The organism is Streptomyces sp. NPDC042346 (genome assembly GCF_055581845.1).
Genome location: NZ_JBVJEH010000001.1, coordinates 750,283 through 769,506 on the forward strand (window position 1 = coordinate 750,283; position 19,224 = coordinate 769,506).

Genomic DNA, 19,224 nt, shown 5'->3' on the forward strand with positions numbered 1-19,224 from the left:
CCGGTGAGAGGGAAGCTACCGCAGCGGACTGACAGCCGGGGTCAGGTTCCCGGCTTGCGCCCGTAGACGAAGACGTCGTCGCCGTTCCTGAGCAGGTTCCAGTACGCCTTGGCGTCGGCGGAGCGCATGTTGACGCAGCCGCCCGAACCCGGCGGGTTCCACATGGACTTGGTCGTCGAGTGGAACGCCTGGCCGCCGTCGAAGAACTGCGAGTACGGCATGGAGACGTGGTAGAGCGTCGACCAGTGGTTGATGTTCCGCCAGTAGATCTTCTTCGAGCCGGTGCGCGTCTCGGTGCCGTCCTTGCCCGTACGCACCGGCACGGGACCGTACTTGAGGCGCGAGCCGTCCTGGATCCAGGTCAGCTGCCGCGTCAGGTCGACGCAGGCGATCCGGCCCCGGTTCGTCGGACACTTGCGGTCCTTGTTGGGGTTGGTCCCGGCCGCCTTCTGCTGGAGCATCGTGTTCATCGTGCGCCAGGTGATCGTCCCCGCGTACCCCGCCGTCGGCGTGATGCCGTGCTTCGCCTGGAACGCCTGGATGGCCTTGCAGTCGGCGAGCGACTGACGCCCGTCGACCGTCCGCCCGAGGAACTTCTCCACCTGCTTCTGGTACGGCCCCGTCGTCACGTTGCAGGACGCCGCCTGCGCCGGGGCCGTACCGAGCGCGATCGTCATCGGCACCACCAGTGCCGTGAGACCGGTCGCGACTCCCGCTCTCTTGCCTATCCGCCTCGCGATTTGTTTCATGATCGCCAACTCCCCCTTGGGTCCTGCTGCTTAGGACGCCCGGGGGAGCGAGTCAGTTGCAGGCGGCGGCGAGTTGCGGCCGGCGCGCCGCGACCCGGGCGCTGTGGCTCCCGTACAGGGTCACGGAGACGACGCCGAGGACCGCGACGAGACCGATCAGGACCGTGCCGGCCCAGCCGCCCGCGTGGAAGGCGATCGCACCGAGCGTGCCGCCCGCGCTGCTGCCGAGGTAGTACGCGGACTGGTACAGCGCCGAGGCCTGCGCGCGGGCCGTCTTCGCCGTACGGCTCACCGAGGAGGAGGCGACCGCGTGGCCCGCGAAGAAGCCGGCCGTGATGAGGACCAGACCCGCCAGGACCGCGGCGAGCGAGTCGGAGAGCGACAGCAGCAGACCCGCGGCGGTCGTGGAGACCGCCAGGTAGAGCGCCCCGCGCCGGCCGAGCCGCCCGACGAGCTTCCCTGCGGCGGCCGAGGCGACCGTACCGACCAGGTAGACCAGGAAGATCGAGCCGATCACGCCCTGCGGGAGCGAGAACGGCGCCTCGACGAGGCGGTAGCCGATCACGGTGTACACCGCGCCGAAGACCGTCATGAACAGCGCGCCGATCACGTACAGCCGGACGAGCAGCGGATCGGACAGGTGCGTCCGCACGGCGCTCACGAGCGCCTTGGGGTTCAGCGGACCCGGCGTGAAGTGCCGCGCCCTCGGGAGCAGTGCCCGGAAGGCGATCGCGCAGAGCAGCGAGGTCAGGCCGACGGCGGCCAGACCCGCGCGCCAGCCCCACATCTGGGCTACCCAGCCGGTCACGAGGCGGCCGCTCATGCCGCCGATCGAGTTGCCCGCGACGAAGAGGCCGATCGCGGCGATCAGCGCCTTGGGGCGGACCTCCTCGGCGAGGTACGCCATCGCGGAGGCCGGGAGCCCGGCGAGCGCGGCGCCCTGGAGGGCGCGGAGGGCGATCAGGGACTCCAGGTTCGGGGCGAGCGGCACCAGGAGCGCGACGGCGACCGCGACCGTCAGGGAGGCGGTCATCATCGCGCGCCGCCCGAAGCGCTCCGAGACGGCGCTGAGCGGCAGGACACACAGGGCGAGGGCGCCGGTCGCGGCGGAGACCGTCCAGGAGGCGGCCGACGCGGTGGCGCCGAACTCGGCCGAGATGGCCGGGAGGAGGGCCTGTGTGGAGTAGAGGAGGGCGAAGGTCGCCAGTCCGGCGGCGAAGAGCGCGAGGCTCGTGCGGCGGTAGCCGGGGGCTCCGGGGGAAAGGCGGGTGTCGGCGGGCGCGTGGGTGGCGGCCGCCTTGGTACTGGCGGGAGGCATGTCACGAACGTAGGACGGTCCGTTTCATGCGTCCAATGCACGGAACTGCTGTAATCGTTCCCATGGCGCATGAGTACAGGTCACAGCCTCGGCTGTCACCGAACAGTAACGAAGAAGACATGGGACTGCTGCTCGCCCCGCGGCTCGCGTACTTCGCCGCCGTCGCCCGGCACGAGCACGTGACCCGGGCCGCGGCCGAGATGGGCGTGCCGCAGTCCACGCTCTCCCGGGCCATGGTCCGGCTCGAACAGGACCTCGGGGTCGCCCTCTTCGCCCGCCGCGGCCGCACGGTCTCCCTCACCCCGGCCGGCCGCCGCTTCCTCACCGCCGCCGAGAAGGCGCTCGCCGAGGTCGAGCGGGCCGCCGACACCGTACGGGCCGACGCCGACCCCGCCGCGGGCCGCGTCGCCTTCGGCTTCCTCCACACCATGGGCTCCGAGACCGTCCCCGGCCTCATCCGCGCCTTCCGCGTCGACCACCCGCGCGTCCGCTTCTCCCTCGTCCAGAACTACGGCGAGGCCATGATCGAGCGGCTCAGGGCGGGCGACCTCGACCTCTGCCTGACCTCACCGGTGCCGGACGCCCCCGACCTGGTGGCCCGGCGCCTCGACGAGCAGCGGCTGCGGCTCGTCGTCCCCGACGACCACCGGCTCGCGGGCCGCCGCCGCGTCCGCCTCGCCGAGGCCGCCGACGAGACCTTCGTGACCCTGGAACCGGGATACGGGCTCCGCCGCATCACCGACGACCTGTGCGCCGAGGCCGGCTTCAAGCCCCGCGTCGCCTTCGAGGGCGAGGAGACCGAGACCCTGCGCGGCCTGGTCGCCGCGGGCCTCGGCGTCGCCCTGCTGCCCCCGCCCGCCGTCCCGCGCCCCGGCGTCGTCGAACTCACCGTCACCGCGCCGCGCGCGGTCCGCGAGATCGGCGTCGCCTGGCTCGACGGCCACCCGGACACGGCCCCGGTGGCCGCCTTCAAGAAGTTCCTCCTGAGCAGACGGGGCCACCTGCTGTCGTGACCCACGGGCCGTGACGCATGTACGGCTCTGACCCACCCGGCTGCCGCGACTCAGCCCCGCCGGTACGACCCCCCGAACCCCGCCGCGAGCGGCATCCGCAGGCCCAGCGGCGGGGGCGCCGCCAGCGCGTCCGTCACGGGCCGGGCCACCGGCCGGGCGAAGAGCGCGCCGAGGGCGAAGTCCGCGGCGAGGGCCTGCACCTCGGCCGCGTACTGGCGCAGCGCGTGGCCGTCCGAGTGGACCTCGAAGCGGCAGGTGTCGCGGTTGGCCTTCTTCGCGCGCGCCGCGAACCGGAACGACAACTCCGGGTCCGTACGGGCGTCGTTCGTCCCGTGCACGATCAGCACCCGGCGCCCCACCAGCTGCCGCACCGGCTCCGGCTCCGCCGCCACGTCGTCCTCCGGCAGCCACGGCGCCAGCGCGAGGACCGCGCCGACCGCGTCGTGCCCGGCGGCCCGCAGCGCCGCCCGCGCCCCCATCCCGTGGCCGACGAGACAGACGGGGACGTCGCCGTACCGGCGCACCGCCTCCGCGACCGCCCAGGACGCGTCCGCCGCGAGCTCCGCGTCCGTCCCGTTCCAGCCGCGCCCCCGATAGCGCACCACGTGCCCGACGAGCCCCTCCGCCCGCCCGGCCCTGACGAGCGCCCGCCCGAGCGGCAGCACCCCCAGGTGCGCCCACGCCGAAGCGCGCCGTCCCGACATCGGCTCGCCGTCCGGCAGAAGCAGCACCACGCCGCCCACCGCCGCCGACCGGGAACCGCCAACGGGACGACCGAGCCGGGGTCTCCGGGTCTCGGACGGCCCCACGAGTGCGTAGTGCGCCATGGTGGAACAGTCTCAGAAGCCGAGGTGTACGCCACCCGTACACGCGGTCACTGTTACGTATCGCCAGGGGAGCGAACGCCCGCCGCTGCTATGACCGTTCGAAGCGGGACGCGCTTCCGACGGCGGCGAAGCCCTTGCGGCCGTACCAGCCGTGGGGCCAGTCCGTGGGGCGGGCGGTGAGGAAGCGGGTGGTGCAGCCGGCGTCGGCGGCCAGGTGGAGGGCCGTGTCCAGGACGGCGCCGGCGTGGCCCCGGCCGAGGTGGGCCTCGGCCGTGACCAGGTCCTCGATCTGGGCGATCCCGGCCGCCGGGTCCATGTAGAGGTCGGCCCAGGCCGCCACCTCGCCGTCGGCGGAGTACGAGGCGAGGAACCGTACGACCTCGGCACCCCGCCGCCGGGCCGCCCGCCGTCCCACCATGTCGCGGACGTACTCCGGCGGCGCGTCCGGCGCGAAGCGGCTCCAGGACGCGACGGCGGGCTCCCACAGCTCGTCCAGGCCCACCTCCCGCGCCCCGCCGTGGGCGGGCACCGGGCCCCGGTGGCACATGAGGAGGGAGGCCGAGTGCCGGTAGCCGGCCCGCTCCAGCGGCTCCCGGCAGTCCGCGGCGACCTCCTCGTCGAGGACGTACACATGGCGGTACGGGAGCGAGCCCTGGATCTCGTCCGCGAGCCCCGCCAGCGCCTCGGGGTCGGTCCGCCCGTCGACGAGCAGGTGGTTGTTCCCCCGGGACAGCGCGTACGCGTCGTCGAAGACCGCGAAGCCGCCGGGGAAGTCGACCGTACGGGCCGCCTGCCGGCGCCGGAAGTCGGACAGGAAGCCGTGGACGCGCGGCAGTTCGGATTCGGCAGCCAGGGAAGTCATGCGGGCAGCCTAGGCGGGGCCGCCGCCGCTCCGCACGCGAGAAATCCGGGCCCGGATACGGCGCCACGAGGCGCGCTCTACGCGCGTAGGGGCTAGAGTGCGGCAATGACGAGCCAGACCCCCAACGTCCCCACCGCGGACCAGATCCGCCGTGCCCCGAAGGTGCTGCTCCACGACCACCTCGACGGCGGCCTGCGCCCCGGCACGGTCATCGAACTCGCCCGCGAGCAGGGCTACGAACAGCTCCCCGAGACCGAGCCCGACAAGCTCGGCATCTGGTTCCGCGAGGCCGCCGACTCCGGCTCCCTGGAGCGGTACCTGGAGACCTTCGCGCACACCTGCGCCGTCATGCAGACCCGTGACGCCCTGGTCCGCGTCGCCGCCGAGTGCGCGGTCGACCTCGCCGAGGACGGGGTCGTGTACGCGGAGGTGCGCTACGCCCCCGAGCAGCACCTGGAGGGCGGTCTCACCCTCGAAGAGGTCGTGGAGGCCGTCAACGAGGGCTTCCGGGAGGGCGAGCGCACGGCCAGGGCCAACGGCCACCGCATCCGGGTCGGCGCCCTGCTCACCGCCATGCGGCACGCGGCCCGCGCCCTGGAGATCGCCGAACTCGCCAACCGCTACCGCGACACCGGCGTCGTCGGCTTCGACATCGCGGGCGCCGAGGCCGGCTACCCGCCCACCCGCCACCTCGACGCCTTCGAGTACCTCAAGCGGGAGAACAACCACTTCACGATCCACGCCGGCGAGGCCTTCGGACTGCCCTCCATCTGGCAGGCGCTCCAGTGGTGCGGCGCCGACCGGCTCGGGCACGGCGTCCGGATCATCGACGACATCGAGGTCGCCGAGGACGGCTCGGTCCACCTCGGCCGGCTCGCCGCCTACGTGCGCGACAAGCGGATCCCCCTGGAGATGTGCCCCACCTCCAACCTCCAGACCGGCGCCGCCGACTCGTACGCCGCGCACCCGATCGGCCTGCTCCGCAAGCTGCACTTCCGCGCCACGGTCAACACCGACAACCGGTTGATGAGCGGTACGAGCATGAGCCGGGAATTCGAGCTGCTGACCGAGGCATTCGGATACACGCTCGACGACATGCAGTGGTTCACCGTCAATGCGATGAAATCAGCGTTCATTCCTTTCGATGAACGCCTGGCCATGATCAACGATGTGATCAAGCCCGGATATGCCGAGCTCAAGTCCGAATGGCTGTTCCAGCAGACCGCCGCGACCAGCGAAGGTTCACGTTCAGGCGGCTGAGAAGTACCCCCGTACAAGGGTTCGGAGCGACCGGGTCGACGCGACACCCGGTCGCTTTCCGGTGTTTGCGGAGGAGTCTTCCACTGGTTAGGTTGCAGAGCCGCTCTGCATTCCCAGGATTTCCCCTCCCGGCTTTCCTCGAAGCCCCCGGATTCCCCAAGGAAGATGTTCAGATGAAGCAGTCTGCCGCCAAGAAGCTCGGTGTCGCCGCCCTCGGTGCCGCTTTCGCCGCCGCCGCCGCCGGCACGGCCTCCGCAGCACCGTCCCTGCCCGTCGGCGCCGACGCGCTGGGCACGGTGACCCAGGCCGTCCCGCTGGGGGACGGCCTCACCACGCTCCCTGACGGCGCCGCCGAATCCCTCGGTGCCGGCCAGGGCGCCCTCGGCCAGGGTGTCGACCAGGGCGTGAAGACCCTCCCGGTCGCCGCCGGCCAGGCCACCCAGGCCACCAAGAACCTTCCGCTCGACGCTGCGGCCGGCGGCCTCGGCGCCACCCCGCTCGGCCCGGTCGTGGGCCTGCTCGGCGGCCTGCCGGTGGGCGGCGCCCTCGGCTGACCCCAGCCGTACACGCCGAAGGGGCGCGCACCCGGAATCCCGGGTACGCGCCCCTTCGGCGTGCGTGCGGCCTGTCAGCGGTGTCCGGAGGACTACCAGGCCGTGGTCGCGCTCTTCTCCGCCGGCAGGAACACCCACAGCGCCAGGTAGAGCAGGAACTGCGGGCCGGGCAGCAGGCACGAGGCCAGGAAGATCAGGCGCATCGTCGTCGCGGAGATGCCGAAGCGCCGGGCCAGCGCCGCGCACACTCCACCGATCATCCGTCCGTTCCGGGGGCGGGAGAGAGCGGCCATGGTGGGCTCCTTCGGAGTCGTTTCCGGGAGCCGCTCCGTCGGGCTCCCGATGACTCCATACTGCTGCCGGGAGGGGGGTCGAGGCGTCGGTCTACCGGGCGATCGGGACCCTGGGAATCGTCGGGGTCTGACCCTGAGGCGTCTCGTTCCGCAGGAGGGGGGAACCCTGACTCGCCCCGGTCCCCGCGGAGGACTCCGCCAGGGCCGCCTCCGACCTGCGGCGCAGCCGTGCCCGGCCGAGCGGCACGAGGAGGACATGGGCGAGCGCCACCCCGGCCGTGTTCAGGAGTACGGAGTCCACGTCCACGACCTGGCCCGGCACGGCGGTCTGCAGCAGCTCCACGGCCAGCGACACCAGCGCGCCGGCGGCGGTCGTCCGGGCCAGGGAGGCCCAGCGGGAGACGTCGAGCCGCCCGTCGGCCATCGGGAGCAGCACCCCGAGCGGGGCCAGGAGCAGCAGCCCCTCGGCGATCAGACGGGCCGCCTCGGCGCCGCCGAGGGCCAGATCGGCCCTGAGGCCGGCCAGCGGGATCGTGTTCGGCGCGGTCACCCAGGCCACGTCCCGTGGCCGCAGGCTGACCCAGGCGACGAGCAGCAGATGCGCGAGGAGGAGAGCGAACCCCACCACGCGGACGACCACGGCGGCACTGCCGCCCGAACCTTGACGCTGCACGCCCCCCAAGACGCCCACCGCGGCGGAATCGGTTCCGCCGGGCAGGTCGCGGCCCCGGAGTCACCCGGGTGGGCTCAGCCCGCGGGCGGCGTCCCGGGCGCTGTGACCGTCGCCCCCGCGCGAGGCGCGGTCGTCGGCGGGGTGGACTCCGGGCGTTCCTTCAGCTCGGTCGTGCACCGGTAGCGCTTCGGCGCGTACGGGCCGGGGCCGCCGAGGAGGACCGTGTGGTCGCCCGCGCCCGCCGAGCTCGCCGAGAAGGTGCAGACGATCTGCGAGAGCGCGACCGGCGTCAGGTCCTCCGGCTGCCGGCTCAGCCGCAGCGTGCCCGCCGGGTCGCCCTTGTGCCCGGCGCCGACCACGAGCGGACCGCGCACCGCGGTCGTGAACCCGGCCCGGCGCTCGTCGTCGGAGGGCTCGGCGAGGAGCTGCGCGAGCAGTCCCGTGGCCGTCGCCACCGGATTGCCGCCCGCCTTCTCCTCCGGCAGCGGCGTCCTGCGGTCCACGGCCTCCAGCTGCGAGCCGCACACCAGGAACACCCGGACGGGCACCCCCTGCGCGGCCGTCGCCGAGGAGCTCTCCCCGGTCACGCTGCACGGCACCCGGGACGGGGCCGCGCCCGCGTCCACGGGGACGGACGTGGTCCTGATGCCGCAACCGGTGACGAGCGCGGTGAGCGCGACCGCCATCAGCGCGCCCGTACGCAGTGTCCGGCCACCGGCCGTGCGGCCGAAGGTGCGGCGCCTCACGCTTCCTCCACCTCGCCCTGGCTGCTGCGGGTCTGCACCTCGCGCGTGATGCCCGACGCGTCCAGGGGCAGCCGCAGCACGAACACCGCGCCGTCCACCGTCCCGTCCTCGCCGACCGAGTTCGCGGCCGTGATCGAACCGCCGTGGATCAGCGCGTTCTCCATGGCGATCGACAGGCCGAGCCCGCTGCCGTCCGACCGCGGCCGGGACGCGCTCGCCTTGTAGAAGCGGTCGAAGACGTGCGGCAGCACTTCCTCGGGGATGCCGGGGCCGTGGTCGCGCACCGCGATGACCAGCTCGTCGTCCTCCGTGCGGACCGAGACCCGGACCGGCGAACCGCCGTGCTTCAGCGCGTTCCCGATGAGGTTCGCCAGGATCACGTCGAGGCGGCGCGGGTCGAGCGGCGCCACGATCCCGCGCTCGGCGTCGAGGTCGACCGCGTCGAGCCAGGCCCGCGCGTCGATGCACGCGGTGATCTGGTCGGCGATGTCCACCTCGTCGAGGACGAGCCGGGCGGTGCCCGCGTCGAAGCGGGTCACCTCCATCAGGTTCTCCACCAGGTTGTTGAGGCGATGGGTCTCGCTCACGACCAGCGCCACCGCCGGGGCGATCATCGGGTCGAGCGAGTCCTGCTCGTCCTCCAGGACCTCGGTGACGGCGGTCAGCGCGGTCAGCGGGGTCCGCAGCTCGTGCGACATGTCGGCCACGAAGCGCCGGCTGGACTCCTCCCGTGCGCTCATGTCCGCGACCTTCTTCTGCAGCGACTCCGCCGCGCTGTTGAACGTCCGGGTCAGATCGGCCAGTTCGTCCGCGCCGGTGACCCGCAGCCGGGTGTCGAGCTTCCCCTCGCCGAGCTGCTTCGCCGCCTCGCCGAGCCGGTGCACCGGGCGCAGCACGGTCGTCGCCGCGACCTGCGCGAGCAGCACGGACCCGGCCACGGCGAGCGCGGTCGCGATCCCCAACGACCAGGCGAGCGAGTTCAGATCGGCCTTCTCGGCCGCCAGCGACTTGAACATGTACCCGGCGGGCCCGCCGCCGTCGATCCGCGTCCCGCCGACCAGGAACGGCGTCCCGTCCCGCTCCGTGCGCTGCCAGAACAGGTGGTACGGATACGGGTTGGCCTCCGTCACCGGCCGCTTGGTGTCGACGGCGTCCCGCAGCGGGCGCGGCACGTCGGCGAGCGTGAAGTCGTCCGGGTCGGAGGCGCCGACGATCGGCTTGCCCGCGTCCCGCTCGCCGAGCAGCAGCACCTGGTAGCCGGCGCTGCCGCTCGCCATCTGCTCGGCGGTCCGCCGCAGATCGTCCTGGGTGGGCCGCAGCGGCAGCGTCGCCGCCCGGTTCTGCATCTCCTGCCGGAAGTCGTTGAGCGCCCCGTCCTGGGTACGGGTGAGCACCGCCTCGCGGTTGAGCCAGTACGCGATGCCGGAGGCGGCGACGGCCGCGGTCAGCGCGACCAGGGCGAAGACGACCACGAGCCGCAGCCGCAGGCTGGAGAGCCGCAGCCGCGCGAAGATCCCCTTGCTCACGCAGGAACGTCCAGCCGGTAGCCGACGCCGCGGACGGTGCGGATCAGGGTCGGCGAGGACGGCACGTCCTCCACCTTGGCGCGCAGCCGCTGCACACAGGCGTCGACGAGCCGCGAGTCGCCCAGGTAGTCGTGCTCCCACACGAGCCGCAGCAACTGCTGGCGCGACAGCGCCTGGCCGGGCCGCCGGCTCAGCTCCAGGAGCAGCCGCAGCTCGGTCGGGGTGAGCTGGAGGTCCTCGCCGTTCTTGGTGACGGTCATCGCGGACCGGTCGATGACGAGCGAGCCGTAGGTCGCGGAGTCCGTCGACTCCCGCTCGCCGCGCCGCAGTACGGCCCGGATGCGGGCGTCGAGGACGCGGCCCTGCACCGGCTTCACGACGTAGTCGTCGGCCCCGGACTCCAGGCCCACGACCACGTCGATGTCGTCGCTGCGCGCGGTCAGCAGGATGATCGGCAACTGGTCGGTGCGGCGGATGCGCCGGCAGACCTCGAAACCGTCGATGCCGGGCAGCATGACGTCGAGCACGACCAGGTCCGGCCGCTGCTCGCGCAGCAGCTGGAGGCCGTCCTCACCCGTCGCGGCGGTGGCCACCCGGTGGCCCTGCCGGGACAGGGAGAGTTCGAGGGCCGTGCGGATGGCGTCGTCGTCCTCGATCAGCAGCAGAAAAGGCACGCCGTCATTCTGTCGCATGCGGCCGTCCGAGGACGACCGCTCGCGGACTCGCTTCTGTTCCGTCCCCTGTGACACGGCTGTGACAGTCGGCGGACACCGCCATGAAGTCCGATGGGCAAGCTTCTTGGCACACGGACCGAAACACACTCCAGCCGACGGGGGGCGCACGATGAACGCACTGCACAGCACCACTTCAAGCGCAGTTGTCACGCGTCTCCACGACGTCGTGCGGAGCACCGAGAAGTCCGGCGCGGTGAACGGGCGGGGGTGCGTTCGCAGCGTCGGGCGTCAGCGCAAGGCGCCGTACATGGTGGCCATTGCTGACGGGGGAGCGGCGTACGGGGAGGTCACGGGGGAGCGTTCCTGTTCGGAGGCCGAGTTCACGGCCTACGTCCAGGAGCGTCGTGCCTCCCTGTACGCCACCGCCTACCACCTGACCGGTGACCGTTTCGAGGCCGAGGACCTGCTCCAGAGCGCGCTGTTCTCCACGTACCGCGCCTGGGACCGGATCAGCGACAAGGCCGCGGTCGGCGGGTACCTCCGCCGGACGATGACGAATCTGCACATCAGCGCGTGGCGCCGGCGCAAGCTCAACGAGTACCCGACCGAGGAGCTCCCCGAGACGGTGGGCGAGACGGACGCGATGCGCGGCACGGAGCTGCGCGCGGTGCTGTGGCAGGCGCTGGCCCGGCTGCCCGAGCTCCAGCGGACGATGCTGGTGCTGCGTTACTACGAGGGCCGTACCGATCCGGAGATCGCGGAGATCCTGGACATCAGTGTCGGCACGGTGAAGTCGAGCATCTGGCGCTCGCTGCGGCGACTGCGCGAGGACGAGGTGCTGAGCTTCGGCCGTGACGAGGAGGAGTCCTTCGGCGAGCTGGTGGCCTGAAGGTCGGGGGGAACGACCCACGGGGGCCCACGGGGGAAACGGGGCTTGCGGGGGAGACCGTACGGGGGTACGGGGTACGGGGGAAAAAGCGAAGCGGGTCGTACGAGCTGGGGGGCTCGTACGACCCGCTTCGTGCTGTGCGCGGTGTGCTGTGCGTGGTGGGGGTGTGCCCTGGTCAGCCGGCTGCCGGGCTGCGGTGGCGGCCCGCCGCGGCGGCGGCGAGACGGCCGAGGGCCTCGTCCTTGGCGCAGGGGTGGGCGCCCAGCTCCGTCTGGCGGGCCACGATCGCCCGCTCGGTGCGCATCAGGCGCCAGCCGCGGCGCAGCAGGAACGGCACGGACTTCCGGCCCTCCTTGAGGTCCCGGGCCAGCCGGCGGCGGAAGGTCGTCGACGGGCGGCCGCGGAGGCAGAGCGCGTCGGCGAGGACGTCGAGCTCACGGCAGCGGGTGACGATCTCGGCCGCGAAGATCCCCTCCGCCACGAAGAGCGGGGTCCGCTCGATGTCGAGCCGCTCGTGGTCCACCCGGGAGCTGGTGGCGATGTCGTACACGGGGACGTCGGTCCGTCCCGTACGGCACAGCTCGACGATGGCGGCGACGGCGGCGTCCGCGTCCCAGGACCGCGGGGAGTCCCAGTCGATGTCCGAACTGCCGTCGACGAGCGGGAGCGTCGGGTCGTCGTGCTCCTTGTAGAAGTCGTCGAGGCGCAGGACCGGGAGGCCGGTGACGGCGGCGAGGGACGACTTGCCCGAGCCGGAAGGGCCGGCGAGCAGGACGACGCGGGTCGGAATCGGTAGGGAACTCACGGGACACCAGTGTGAACCATTCCCCCGTGCGGTGGACCCCCGAGGAAGGCCGTTGGTATCGAGCATCACACCTCAACTACTCTCGGTGCCCGATTGATTACCTCCTGACGGTCTCGGAAGGACTCTCATGGCGCGTCACGCAGAACCCCGGACCCCCCGCCGCAGCGCCCTGCTCAAGGCCGGGCTCACCGTCACGGCGGCGGGTGCCGCGGTACTCGGCGCGGGCGCGGCGGCCCAGGCGGTGGCCCCGGTGCCGCTGCCCGTCGACTCGCTGACCCGGACGGACGCCGCCGCGGCCGGCGCGGGCGCGCTGGGCGGCGTCACCCACGGCCTGGGCCCGCTGACCCGGCTCCAGCTCGACCCGCTGGCCAACACGGGCGTCGACCCGCTCGCCAACGGGCTCGGCACCCAGGTCGCCGACTTCAAGCCGGTGGGCACCAACCTGGTGACCGACCACGTGACGAAGGGCGGGGCGGTCGCCGACCTGCCGGTGGCCGGTCCGCTGACGCAGGGGCTGCTCCCGTAGTCGGGGGCGGGCGGCTCAGCGTCTGGTGCGTCGCAGCCAGGCCGTCGCCGCGCTCGGCTGCTTCAGACGCGCGCGCCAGGGACCGTCCGCCCGCACCAGATGGATGAGGAGCGGCCCCTCGGGCAGCGGCAGGGTCTCCCGGCGCCTGCCGATCTCGTTGACGTGCGGCCCCCTGGCCCTGGGGAGGGTGGTGGGGTCGTCGTGCCCCGCCAGCTCGTAGACGTCGACGATGAAGTTGCTGCTGCCGCGGTAGTGGAAGGCGGCGTCGGCCGTGCCTCCCGTGTGGAGCAGGACGTCCGGGCCCCAGCGCTCCACGGCGTCCTCCGTCAGGCGTTTCGCCGCCGCCAGCGGCAGGATCCGCATCTGCCAGGGGCCGTCGGCCCTGAGCTTCAGCCGCAGCCGCCCGTTCGCGGGGACGAAGGCGAGCAGGCGGCCCCGGAAGTTCTCCTCCGTGCTGTTGACGAGGGTGCGTCCTTCCTTGTTGCGCTCGTCGAGGGGCCACAGGCCGGTGTATCCGTCGCTCTTGACGGAGAGCTCGACCATGAGCGGACCCGGCGGGAGGTCTTCCTCCGTGATCACGTCGTTCCCCGGGCCGGTTTGTACGCGCGCCTCGAAGACGGCTCCGAACGTCCAGTCCGGCGGGTACAGCTCCGGCGCGGGCGCGGGCTCAGGTACGGGCGCAGGTACGGGCACGGGCGCCACCGTCGTGGGCGGCGCGAAGGCCGGGGCCTCCGGGGCCGGGGCCTCCTGGGGCTCCTCCGCCACGTCCACGCCGTGGTCCGCCGCCAGGCCGACGAGGCCGTCCAGGTAGCCCTGGCCCACCGCGCGGAACTTCCAGCCTCCCGCCCGTCGGTACAGCTCCGCGAGGACCATCGCCGTCTCGCCGCCGGCGTCGGTCACCTCGTACCGCGCGACCGCCGTGGCGTCCGGTGCGAAGGCCTCCACGGAAAGACCGGCCACGTCCCGCAGCGCGCCGTCCTCCGTCGACGCGACGACGAGGACGCGGGTGATCTCCTCCTCGACCGCCGTGAGGCCGGTCTCCAGCCACACCGTGCCGTCCTCGCCGTCGGTCAGCCGTACCGCGCCCGACGGATGGACCGGTGCGCCGTGGAACACGATGTCCGCGTCCCCCCGGACCCTGCCCCGCTCGGTCAGCAGCAGCGCCGCGACGTCGACCCCGTTCCGTACGGCGACGCGCAGCGGCACCGTCGGGACGAAGGCGTTGTCCCCCTTGATCAATCCCCGCATCATGACCGGATCTTGCGCTTGAGGGGACCCGTGGGGCAAGACCCGCGAGAAGCGGCGGGAACGCGCAACGGCCCTCCGGGTGCGTACACCTGGGGGGCCGTCGTCGCGTGGCTCTAGTACGAGGAGCCCGAGGCTCCCAGGGAGCCTGTGGGGTGCCAGACCGTCTTCGTCTCCAGGAAGGCGGTCATGCGGTCCGTGCCCGGGGACTCCGCGAAGTCCTCCGCGCGCGGGCGCAGGACGCGCTTCAGGTTGTCCGCCGCCGCGATCTCCAGGTCGCGGGCCAGGTCGCCCTCGGTCGCGCCCGTCAGGTCGATCGCGTTGACGTCCTGGTGGGCCGCGAGGTGCGGGCCCATCTCGGAGGCCTTGCCGGAGAGGATGTTGACCACGCCGCCCGGGAGGTCGGAGGTGGCGAGCACCTCGCCCAGGGAGAGCGCCGGGAGCGGGGACCTCTCGGACGCGATCACCACGGCCGTGTTGCCCGTGGCGATCACCGGGGCGATCACCGAGACCAGGCCCAGGAAGGACGAGTCCTGGGGGGCGACGACGGTGACGACGCCCGTGGGCTCCGGGGAGGAGAGGTTGAAGTACGGCCCCGCCACCGGGTTCGCGCCGCCCACGACCTGGGCGATCTTGTCGGTCCAGCCCGCGTACCAGACCCAGCGGTCGATGGCCGCGTCGACGACCGCGGCCGCCTTCGACTTCGACAGGCCCTCCGCGTCCGCGACCTCACGGACGAACTGCTCCCGGCGGCCCTCCAGCATCTCGGCGACGCGGTAGAGGATCTGGCCGCGGTTGTACGCGGTCGCGCCGGCCCAGCCGCCGAAGGCCTTGCGGGCGGCGACGACCGCGTCACGGGCGTCCTTGCGGGAGGAGAGCGGCACGTTCGCCAGCCACTTGCCCTTCGAGTCCGTCACCTCGTACACCCGGCCGCTCTCGGAGCGGGGGAACTTGCCCCCGACGTACAGCTTGTAGGTCTTGAAGACGTTCAGACGGGTCTGCTGCTCAGACATCGAGGTAGGCCTCCAGACCGTGACGGCCGCCCTCGCGGCCGAAGCCCGACTCCTTGTATCCGCCGAAGGGCGAGGTCGGGTCGAACTTGTTGAACGTGTTGGCCCAGACGACACCCGCGCGGAGCTTGGACGCGACCGCCAGGATGCGGGAGCCCTTCTCCGTCCAGATGCCGGCGGACAGGCCGTACTGGCTGTTGTTGGCCTTCGCCACGGCCTCGTCCGGCGTACGGAACGTCAGCACCGACAGGACCGGGCCGAAGATCTCGTCGCGGGCCACCGTGTGCGCCTGCGTGACGCCCGTGAAGAGCGTCGGGGCGAACCAGTAACCGGCCGACGGGAGCTCGCACGGGGCGGTCCAGCGCTCGGCGCCCTCCGCCTCGCCCCGCTCCACGAGGGAGGTGATGCGGGCCAGCTGCTCGGAGGAGTTGATGGCGCCGATGTCGGTGTTCTTGTCCAGCGGGTCGCCGAGGCGGAGCGTGGACAGGCGGCGCTTCAGGCTGTCGAGCAGCTCGTCCTGGATCGACTCCTGGACCAGCAGGCGCGAGCCCGCGCAGCAGACCTGGCCCTGGTTGAAGAAGATGCCCGTGACGATGCCCTCGACGGCCTGGTCGATGGGGGCGTCGTCGAAGACGATGTTGGCGCCCTTGCCGCCCAGTTCGAGGGTGACCTTCTTGTGCGTACCGGCGATGGAGCGCGCGATCGACTTGCCGACCGCCGTCGAACCGGTGAACGCGACCTTGTTGACGTCCGGGTGCTCGACCAGCGCGGCGCCCGTGTCCCCGTAACCGGGAAGGATGTTGACGACGCCCTTCGGCAGCCCGGCCTGGCGGCAGATGTCCGCGAAGAACAGGGCGGAGAGCGGGGTCGTCTCGGCCGGCTTCAGGACGACGGTGTTGCCCGTCGCGAGCGCCGGGGCGATCTTCCACGCCAGCATGAGCAGCGGGAAGTTCCACGGGATGACCTGGCCGGCCACGCCCAGCGGGCGCGGGTTCGCGCCGTAGCCCGCGTGGTCGAGCTTGTCGGCCCAGCCCGCGTAGTAGAAGAAGTGCGCGGCGACCAGGGGGAGGTCCGCGTCGCGGGTCTCCTTGATCGGCTTGCCGTTGTCCAGGGTCTCCAGGACGGCCAGCTCGCGGCTGCGCTCCTGGATGATCCGGGCGATCCGGAAGAGGTACTTCGCGCGCTCGGAGCCGGGCAGCGCCGACCACTTCTCGAAGGCCTTCCGTGCCGCCTTCACCGCGCGGTCGACGTCCTCGGAGCCCGCCTGGGCGACCTCGGACAGGACCTCCTCGGAGGAGGGGGAGACGGTCTTGAAGACCTTGCCGTCGGCCGCCTCGACGAACTCGCCGTCGATGAACAGGCCGTAGGAGGGGGCGATGTCGACGACGGACCGGGACTCGGGTGCCGGGGCGTATTCGAATGCAGATGCCATGTTGACCATGTTGATCAGTCCACCGTCACGTAATCGGGGCCGGAGTAGCGGCCGGTAGCCAGCTTCTGGCGCTGCATCAGCAGGTCGTTGAGCAGGCTGGAGGCGCCGAAGCGGAACCAGTGGTTGTCCAGCCAGTCCTCACCGACGGTCTCGTTGACGAGGACGAGGAACTTGATCGCTTCCTTGGTGTTGCGGATGCCGCCGGCCGGCTTCACACCGATCTGCACACCGGTCTGCGCGCGGAAGTCGCGCACGGCCTCCAGCATGAGCAGGGTGTTGGCGGGGGTGGCGTTGACCGCGACCTTGCCGGTCGAGGTCTTGATGAAGTCCGCGCCGGCCATCATGCCGAGCCAGGAGGCACGGCGGATGTTGTCGTACGTGGACAGCTCGCCGGTCTCGAAGATCACCTTGAGGCGGGCGCGGTCGCCGCACTCCGCCTTGATCGCGGCGATCTGCTCGTAGACCTTCAGGTAGTGGCCGGAGAGGAACGCGCCACGGTCGATGACCATGTCGATCTCGTCGGCGCCCGCGGCGATGGCGTCGGCCGTGTCGGCGAGCTTCACGGGAAGCGCGGCGCGCCCGGCCGGGAAGGCGGTGGCGACCGAGGCGACCTTGACGCCGGAGCCGGCGACGGCGGCCTTGGCGGTGGCCACCATGTCGGGATAGACGCAGACGGCGGCGGTCGTCGGGGTCGTACGGTCGGTCGGATCGGGGTTGACGGCCTTGGCGGCGAGCGCCCGGACCTTGCCCGGGGTGTCCGCGCCTTCGAGCGTCGTCAGGTCGATCATGGAAATGGCCAGGTCGATGGCGTAGGCCTTGGCCGTGGTCTTGATCGAGCGGGTCCCGAGGGACGCGGCGCGCGCCTCCAGGCCTACGGCGTCGACGCCGGGCAGCCCGTGGAGGAAGCGGCGCAGCGCACTGTCGGACGCGGTCACGTCGGCGAAAGCGGAAGCTGCGGATGCAGTGGTGGGCATGGTCACCAGTCGAGCATATCTACGCGCGTAGCGACCTGTACAGGGGACGCCCTTCACGGAGCCCGAGGTCACAGGGGGTCCGGCGGCGTGGTGACGCCTGTCACACGGCCGTGACGTGGAGTGGACGAGTCCTGAATACAAGATCAATAGATTTTTGACAGCAGCCAGCCAGACCTCACCGGACACAGTCGGACCGAGAAAAAGCGGCATGCGGCTCTCCCATCGACCACGTACCCGAATCACAGGAGTCGTTATGCGCACCGCCCTTCGCACCGCCATCGCCACCGCTCTCGTCGCGGGTGTCGCGATCACCGCCCCGGCCCTCGCGGCGGGTGCCGCTTTCGCCGCCGGTACGGCCCCGGCCCCGGCGCCGAAGGCCGCCGCGACCGCGACCGCCGCCACGCCCGCCGCCTCGGTGGACGCCCCGGTCCCCACCGTCCGGCTCGCCGGTGGGCTGTCGGCCAAGGTGTACGCGAAGGGCGACCAGCACCCGTACTTCACCGCCACCGTCGTGCGGGACGGCACCGTGCTCGGTGAGCTGAAGGCGGGCGGCGGCTACGCCCAGAAGGACACCAAGATCTTCGTCGGGTACGCGGTGACCCTGGACTTCGAGGGCAAGGTGACTGCCGTCGCCACCCCGCAGGGCACCCTCGTCCGTACCCAGACGCTCCTCGGCGGCACCGTCGCCAAGATCTACAAGGTCACGGTGCAGAACTACCGTGCCGAGCTTTTCCGCGAGGGTCACCCGGTCGGCGTCCTGGAGGCGGTCACCCGCTCCGTCGCCGGTCAGGACAACGGCGAGTTCTTCGTCCTCAACCCGGACGGCACCACCTACAACTGGGTCGGCAACATCGCGCCCGGCACCCCCGGCATCTACCGCCTCGTCGACGGCACCGTCCTGCAGCTCGGCAAGAAGGACGGTTCCTTCGGGCTCCAGCGCATCGACCCCGCCACCGACAAGGGCAGCGGCTACGTCTACGTGCACAGCGGCCGCAAGGTCTCCTTCTTCGGCAAGGCCGTCGTCGTCCTGGAGCAGGACGGCCAGTTCGCCGCCTACGTCCCCGGCGCGGCGAAGCAGGCCGCTCCGCAGCCGTACGGGATGGGCGGCGGCGGCCAGGGCGAGTCCACCCCGGTCGTCACCAAGCTCGGCCCCTGCACGGTCAGCACGACCGTCGGCATCGGCGCGGGCACCGCGGCCGAGCTGTTCATGACCCGGCAGGGCCCGGTGGCCGAGTTCTCCGCCGCCGGTGAGGACCGGGTCTTCGCGATGGTCGACCGGGCGCACCCCTCGCTCCCGAAGAGCGTCGGCATCACCGCGCGGATCGTCGCCCCGAACAGCGCCACGCCGTCGCTCTACACCAAGGTCGAGGGCGGCCCCGGGGTCAAGGGCGCCACCCACGCCTTCCCGAAGCTGCCGAAGGGCTGCACGCTGGAGACGGCCCCGGGCAACACGGCGAACGGCACCACCGGCACCACCGGCACCACCGGCACCGCCGGTACCGGCAGCTCCGGCAAGGGCATCACCACCCACGCGGGGCAGACCTCCGTCATCCCGCAGGGCGGAGTCGCCGCCGGTGCCGAACTCGGCACCGAGCTCGGCTCCGAGGACGGCAGCACCACCCTGCTCGCCACCGGTGCCGGGGCCTCGCTCGCCGCCGCCGGCCTGGGTTTCGTCGTCCTGCGCCGCCGGACCGCCGCCTCCCGCGCCTGACCCGTCCGATCCCTGCCCCTTGACCCGAGCGGGAGCACACCCCATACCCCACCCCCGGCCGGTCGCCGCGTCCCGCGCGGCGGCCGGCCGGACCCCTTCGCCGTCTGCCCGTCTGCCCGTCTGCCCGGAGCCCGCCC

At 72.3% G+C, this 19,224-nt stretch carries 20 protein-coding genes; 6 read left to right on the forward strand and 14 right to left on the reverse strand.

Annotated elements, in window-relative coordinates; all coding sequences use genetic code 11:
• Positions 1–41: 41 nt before the first annotated feature.
• Positions 42–749, reverse strand: coding sequence for a L,D-transpeptidase family protein (locus ACZ6K0_RS03665; protein ID WP_469229574.1), 708 nt, complete (start codon positions 747–749; stop codon positions 42–44).
• A gap of 52 nt (positions 750–801) precedes the next feature.
• Positions 802–2,067 carry an MFS transporter gene (locus ACZ6K0_RS03670; RefSeq protein ID WP_376401718.1) on the reverse strand — a complete coding sequence of 422 codons (1,266 nt, stop codon included), beginning with the start codon at positions 2,065–2,067 and terminating at the stop codon, positions 802–804.
• 62 nt (positions 2,068–2,129) lie between these two features.
• On the opposite strand from ACZ6K0_RS03670, the gene ACZ6K0_RS03675 reads away from it, so the two are divergent.
• A complete protein-coding gene (locus ACZ6K0_RS03675) occupies positions 2,130–3,080 on the forward strand; it encodes a LysR family transcriptional regulator (protein ID WP_376401721.1) in 951 nt (316 codons plus the stop codon).
• A gap of 50 nt (positions 3,081–3,130) precedes the next feature.
• Here ACZ6K0_RS03675 and ACZ6K0_RS03680 read toward each other — a convergent pair whose 3' ends face one another.
• Together ACZ6K0_RS03680 and ACZ6K0_RS03685 are read right to left on the reverse strand one after the other, a co-directional pair.
• The gene (locus ACZ6K0_RS03680; RefSeq protein ID WP_469229576.1) at positions 3,131–3,907 is read right to left on the reverse strand and encodes an alpha/beta hydrolase; all 777 of its coding nucleotides are present in this window, start codon (positions 3,905–3,907) and stop codon (positions 3,131–3,133) included.
• 88 nt (positions 3,908–3,995) lie between these two features.
• On the reverse strand, positions 3,996–4,769 hold the full coding sequence (locus ACZ6K0_RS03685; RefSeq protein WP_469229578.1) for a GNAT family N-acetyltransferase: 774 nt from the start codon (positions 4,767–4,769) through the stop codon (positions 3,996–3,998).
• Positions 4,770–4,874: 105 nt separating this feature from the next.
• Here ACZ6K0_RS03685 and ACZ6K0_RS03690 point away from each other — a divergent pair, with 105 nt between their 5' ends.
• Both ACZ6K0_RS03690 and ACZ6K0_RS03695 read left to right on the forward strand, forming a co-directional pair.
• On the forward strand, positions 4,875–6,029 hold the full coding sequence (locus tag ACZ6K0_RS03690) for an adenosine deaminase (RefSeq protein WP_376401730.1): 1,155 nt from the start codon (positions 4,875–4,877) through the stop codon (positions 6,027–6,029).
• A gap of 173 nt (positions 6,030–6,202) precedes the next feature.
• Positions 6,203–6,583: a hypothetical protein gene (locus ACZ6K0_RS03695; RefSeq protein ID WP_469229581.1), complete on the forward strand. Its 381-nt coding sequence runs from the start codon at positions 6,203–6,205 to the stop codon at positions 6,581–6,583.
• Positions 6,584–6,675: 92 nt separating this feature from the next.
• Here ACZ6K0_RS03695 and ACZ6K0_RS03700 read toward each other — a convergent pair whose 3' ends face one another.
• The 5 genes from ACZ6K0_RS03700 to afsQ1 all read right to left on the reverse strand — a co-directional run bounded on the left by ACZ6K0_RS03700 (position 6,676) and on the right by afsQ1 (position 10,495).
• Positions 6,676–6,876 carry a PspC domain-containing protein gene (locus tag ACZ6K0_RS03700; protein ID WP_469229583.1) on the reverse strand — a complete coding sequence of 67 codons (201 nt, stop codon included), beginning with the start codon at positions 6,874–6,876 and terminating at the stop codon, positions 6,676–6,678.
• A 91-nt stretch (positions 6,877–6,967) separates the two neighbouring features.
• Positions 6,968–7,549, reverse strand: a complete 582-nt coding sequence (locus tag ACZ6K0_RS03705) for a VanZ family protein (protein WP_376401740.1) — start codon at positions 7,547–7,549, stop codon at positions 6,968–6,970.
• A gap of 74 nt (positions 7,550–7,623) precedes the next feature.
• Positions 7,624–8,295 carry a hypothetical protein gene (locus tag ACZ6K0_RS03710; protein ID WP_376401743.1) on the reverse strand — a complete coding sequence of 224 codons (672 nt, stop codon included), beginning with the start codon at positions 8,293–8,295 and terminating at the stop codon, positions 7,624–7,626.
• The gene (locus ACZ6K0_RS03715; protein ID WP_376401746.1) at positions 8,292–9,821 is read right to left on the reverse strand and encodes an ATP-binding protein; all 1,530 of its coding nucleotides are present in this window, start codon (positions 9,819–9,821) and stop codon (positions 8,292–8,294) included. Before ACZ6K0_RS03715 ends, ACZ6K0_RS03710 begins: the two co-directional genes overlap by 4 nt.
• Positions 9,818–10,495 carry a two-component system response regulator AfsQ1 gene (gene afsQ1, locus ACZ6K0_RS03720; protein WP_017239746.1) on the reverse strand — a complete coding sequence of 226 codons (678 nt, stop codon included), beginning with the start codon at positions 10,493–10,495 and terminating at the stop codon, positions 9,818–9,820. Before afsQ1 ends, ACZ6K0_RS03715 begins: the two co-directional genes overlap by 4 nt.
• Before the next feature lie 169 nt (positions 10,496–10,664).
• Between afsQ1 and ACZ6K0_RS03725 the strand changes: the two genes are divergently transcribed.
• On the forward strand, positions 10,665–11,384 hold the full coding sequence (locus ACZ6K0_RS03725; RefSeq protein WP_024755347.1) for a SigE family RNA polymerase sigma factor: 720 nt from the start codon (positions 10,665–10,667) through the stop codon (positions 11,382–11,384).
• A 175-nt stretch (positions 11,385–11,559) separates the two neighbouring features.
• On the opposite strand, the gene ACZ6K0_RS03730 is transcribed toward ACZ6K0_RS03725, so the two are convergent.
• Complete coding sequence (locus tag ACZ6K0_RS03730; protein ID WP_376401750.1) at positions 11,560–12,255, reverse strand: uridine kinase family protein; 696 nt, start codon at positions 12,253–12,255, stop codon at positions 11,560–11,562.
• Positions 12,256–12,316: 61 nt separating this feature from the next.
• Here ACZ6K0_RS03730 and ACZ6K0_RS03735 point away from each other — a divergent pair, with 61 nt between their 5' ends.
• Complete coding sequence (locus ACZ6K0_RS03735) at positions 12,317–12,715, forward strand: hypothetical protein (RefSeq protein ID WP_376401753.1); 399 nt, start codon at positions 12,317–12,319, stop codon at positions 12,713–12,715.
• Positions 12,716–12,730: 15 nt separating this feature from the next.
• Here the strand turns inward: ACZ6K0_RS03735 and ACZ6K0_RS03740 are convergent, their stop codons facing one another.
• From ACZ6K0_RS03740 to deoC, 4 genes are all read right to left on the reverse strand, one after another.
• Positions 12,731–13,966: a TerD family protein gene (locus tag ACZ6K0_RS03740; protein WP_469229586.1), complete on the reverse strand. Its 1,236-nt coding sequence runs from the start codon at positions 13,964–13,966 to the stop codon at positions 12,731–12,733.
• Positions 13,967–14,076: 110 nt separating this feature from the next.
• The gene (locus ACZ6K0_RS03745; RefSeq protein WP_376401759.1) at positions 14,077–14,973 is read right to left on the reverse strand and encodes an aldehyde dehydrogenase family protein; all 897 of its coding nucleotides are present in this window, start codon (positions 14,971–14,973) and stop codon (positions 14,077–14,079) included.
• The gene (locus ACZ6K0_RS03750) at positions 14,966–16,402 is read right to left on the reverse strand and encodes an aldehyde dehydrogenase family protein (protein ID WP_376401762.1); all 1,437 of its coding nucleotides are present in this window, start codon (positions 16,400–16,402) and stop codon (positions 14,966–14,968) included. Before ACZ6K0_RS03750 ends, ACZ6K0_RS03745 begins: the two co-directional genes overlap by 8 nt.
• A gap of 14 nt (positions 16,403–16,416) precedes the next feature.
• Entirely contained in the window at positions 16,417–17,376 is a 960-nt protein-coding gene (gene deoC / locus ACZ6K0_RS03755; RefSeq protein WP_056641646.1) for a deoxyribose-phosphate aldolase, read from the reverse strand.
• 253 nt (positions 17,377–17,629) lie between these two features.
• Here deoC and ACZ6K0_RS03760 point away from each other — a divergent pair, with 253 nt between their 5' ends.
• A complete protein-coding gene (locus ACZ6K0_RS03760; protein ID WP_469229589.1) occupies positions 17,630–19,087 on the forward strand; it encodes a hypothetical protein in 1,458 nt (485 codons plus the stop codon).
• Positions 19,088–19,224: the final 137 nt, after the last annotated feature.

Coding starts and splice junctions, on each gene's coding strand:
- ACZ6K0_RS03685 (WP_469229578.1), bottom strand. CDS start 4,769: ATGACTTCCCTGGCTGCCGAATCCGAACTGCCGCGCGTCCACGGCTTC.
- ACZ6K0_RS03730 (WP_376401750.1), bottom strand. CDS start 12,255: ATGCTCGATACCAACGGCCTTCCTCGGGGGTCCACCGCACGGGGGAAT.
- ACZ6K0_RS03670 (WP_376401718.1), bottom strand. CDS start 2,067: ATGCCTCCCGCCAGTACCAAGGCGGCCGCCACCCACGCGCCCGCCGAC.
- ACZ6K0_RS03695 (WP_469229581.1), top strand. CDS start 6,203: ATGAAGCAGTCTGCCGCCAAGAAGCTCGGTGTCGCCGCCCTCGGTGCC.
- ACZ6K0_RS03700 (WP_469229583.1), bottom strand. CDS start 6,876: ATGGCCGCTCTCTCCCGCCCCCGGAACGGACGGATGATCGGTGGAGTG.
- ACZ6K0_RS03740 (WP_469229586.1), bottom strand. CDS start 13,966: ATGATGCGGGGATTGATCAAGGGGGACAACGCCTTCGTCCCGACGGTG.
- deoC (WP_056641646.1), bottom strand. CDS start 17,376: ATGCCCACCACTGCATCCGCAGCTTCCGCTTTCGCCGACGTGACCGCG.
- ACZ6K0_RS03750 (WP_376401762.1), bottom strand. CDS start 16,402: ATGGCATCTGCATTCGAATACGCCCCGGCACCCGAGTCCCGGTCCGTC.
- ACZ6K0_RS03665 (WP_469229574.1), bottom strand. CDS start 749: ATGAAACAAATCGCGAGGCGGATAGGCAAGAGAGCGGGAGTCGCGACC.
- ACZ6K0_RS03745 (WP_376401759.1), bottom strand. CDS start 14,973: ATGTCTGAGCAGCAGACCCGTCTGAACGTCTTCAAGACCTACAAGCTG.
- ACZ6K0_RS03735 (WP_376401753.1), top strand. CDS start 12,317: ATGGCGCGTCACGCAGAACCCCGGACCCCCCGCCGCAGCGCCCTGCTC.
- ACZ6K0_RS03725 (WP_024755347.1), top strand. CDS start 10,665: ATGAACGCACTGCACAGCACCACTTCAAGCGCAGTTGTCACGCGTCTC.
- ACZ6K0_RS03675 (WP_376401721.1), top strand. CDS start 2,130: ATGGCGCATGAGTACAGGTCACAGCCTCGGCTGTCACCGAACAGTAAC.
- ACZ6K0_RS03760 (WP_469229589.1), top strand. CDS start 17,630: ATGCGCACCGCCCTTCGCACCGCCATCGCCACCGCTCTCGTCGCGGGT.
- ACZ6K0_RS03680 (WP_469229576.1), bottom strand. CDS start 3,907: ATGGCGCACTACGCACTCGTGGGGCCGTCCGAGACCCGGAGACCCCGG.
- ACZ6K0_RS03690 (WP_376401730.1), top strand. CDS start 4,875: ATGACGAGCCAGACCCCCAACGTCCCCACCGCGGACCAGATCCGCCGT.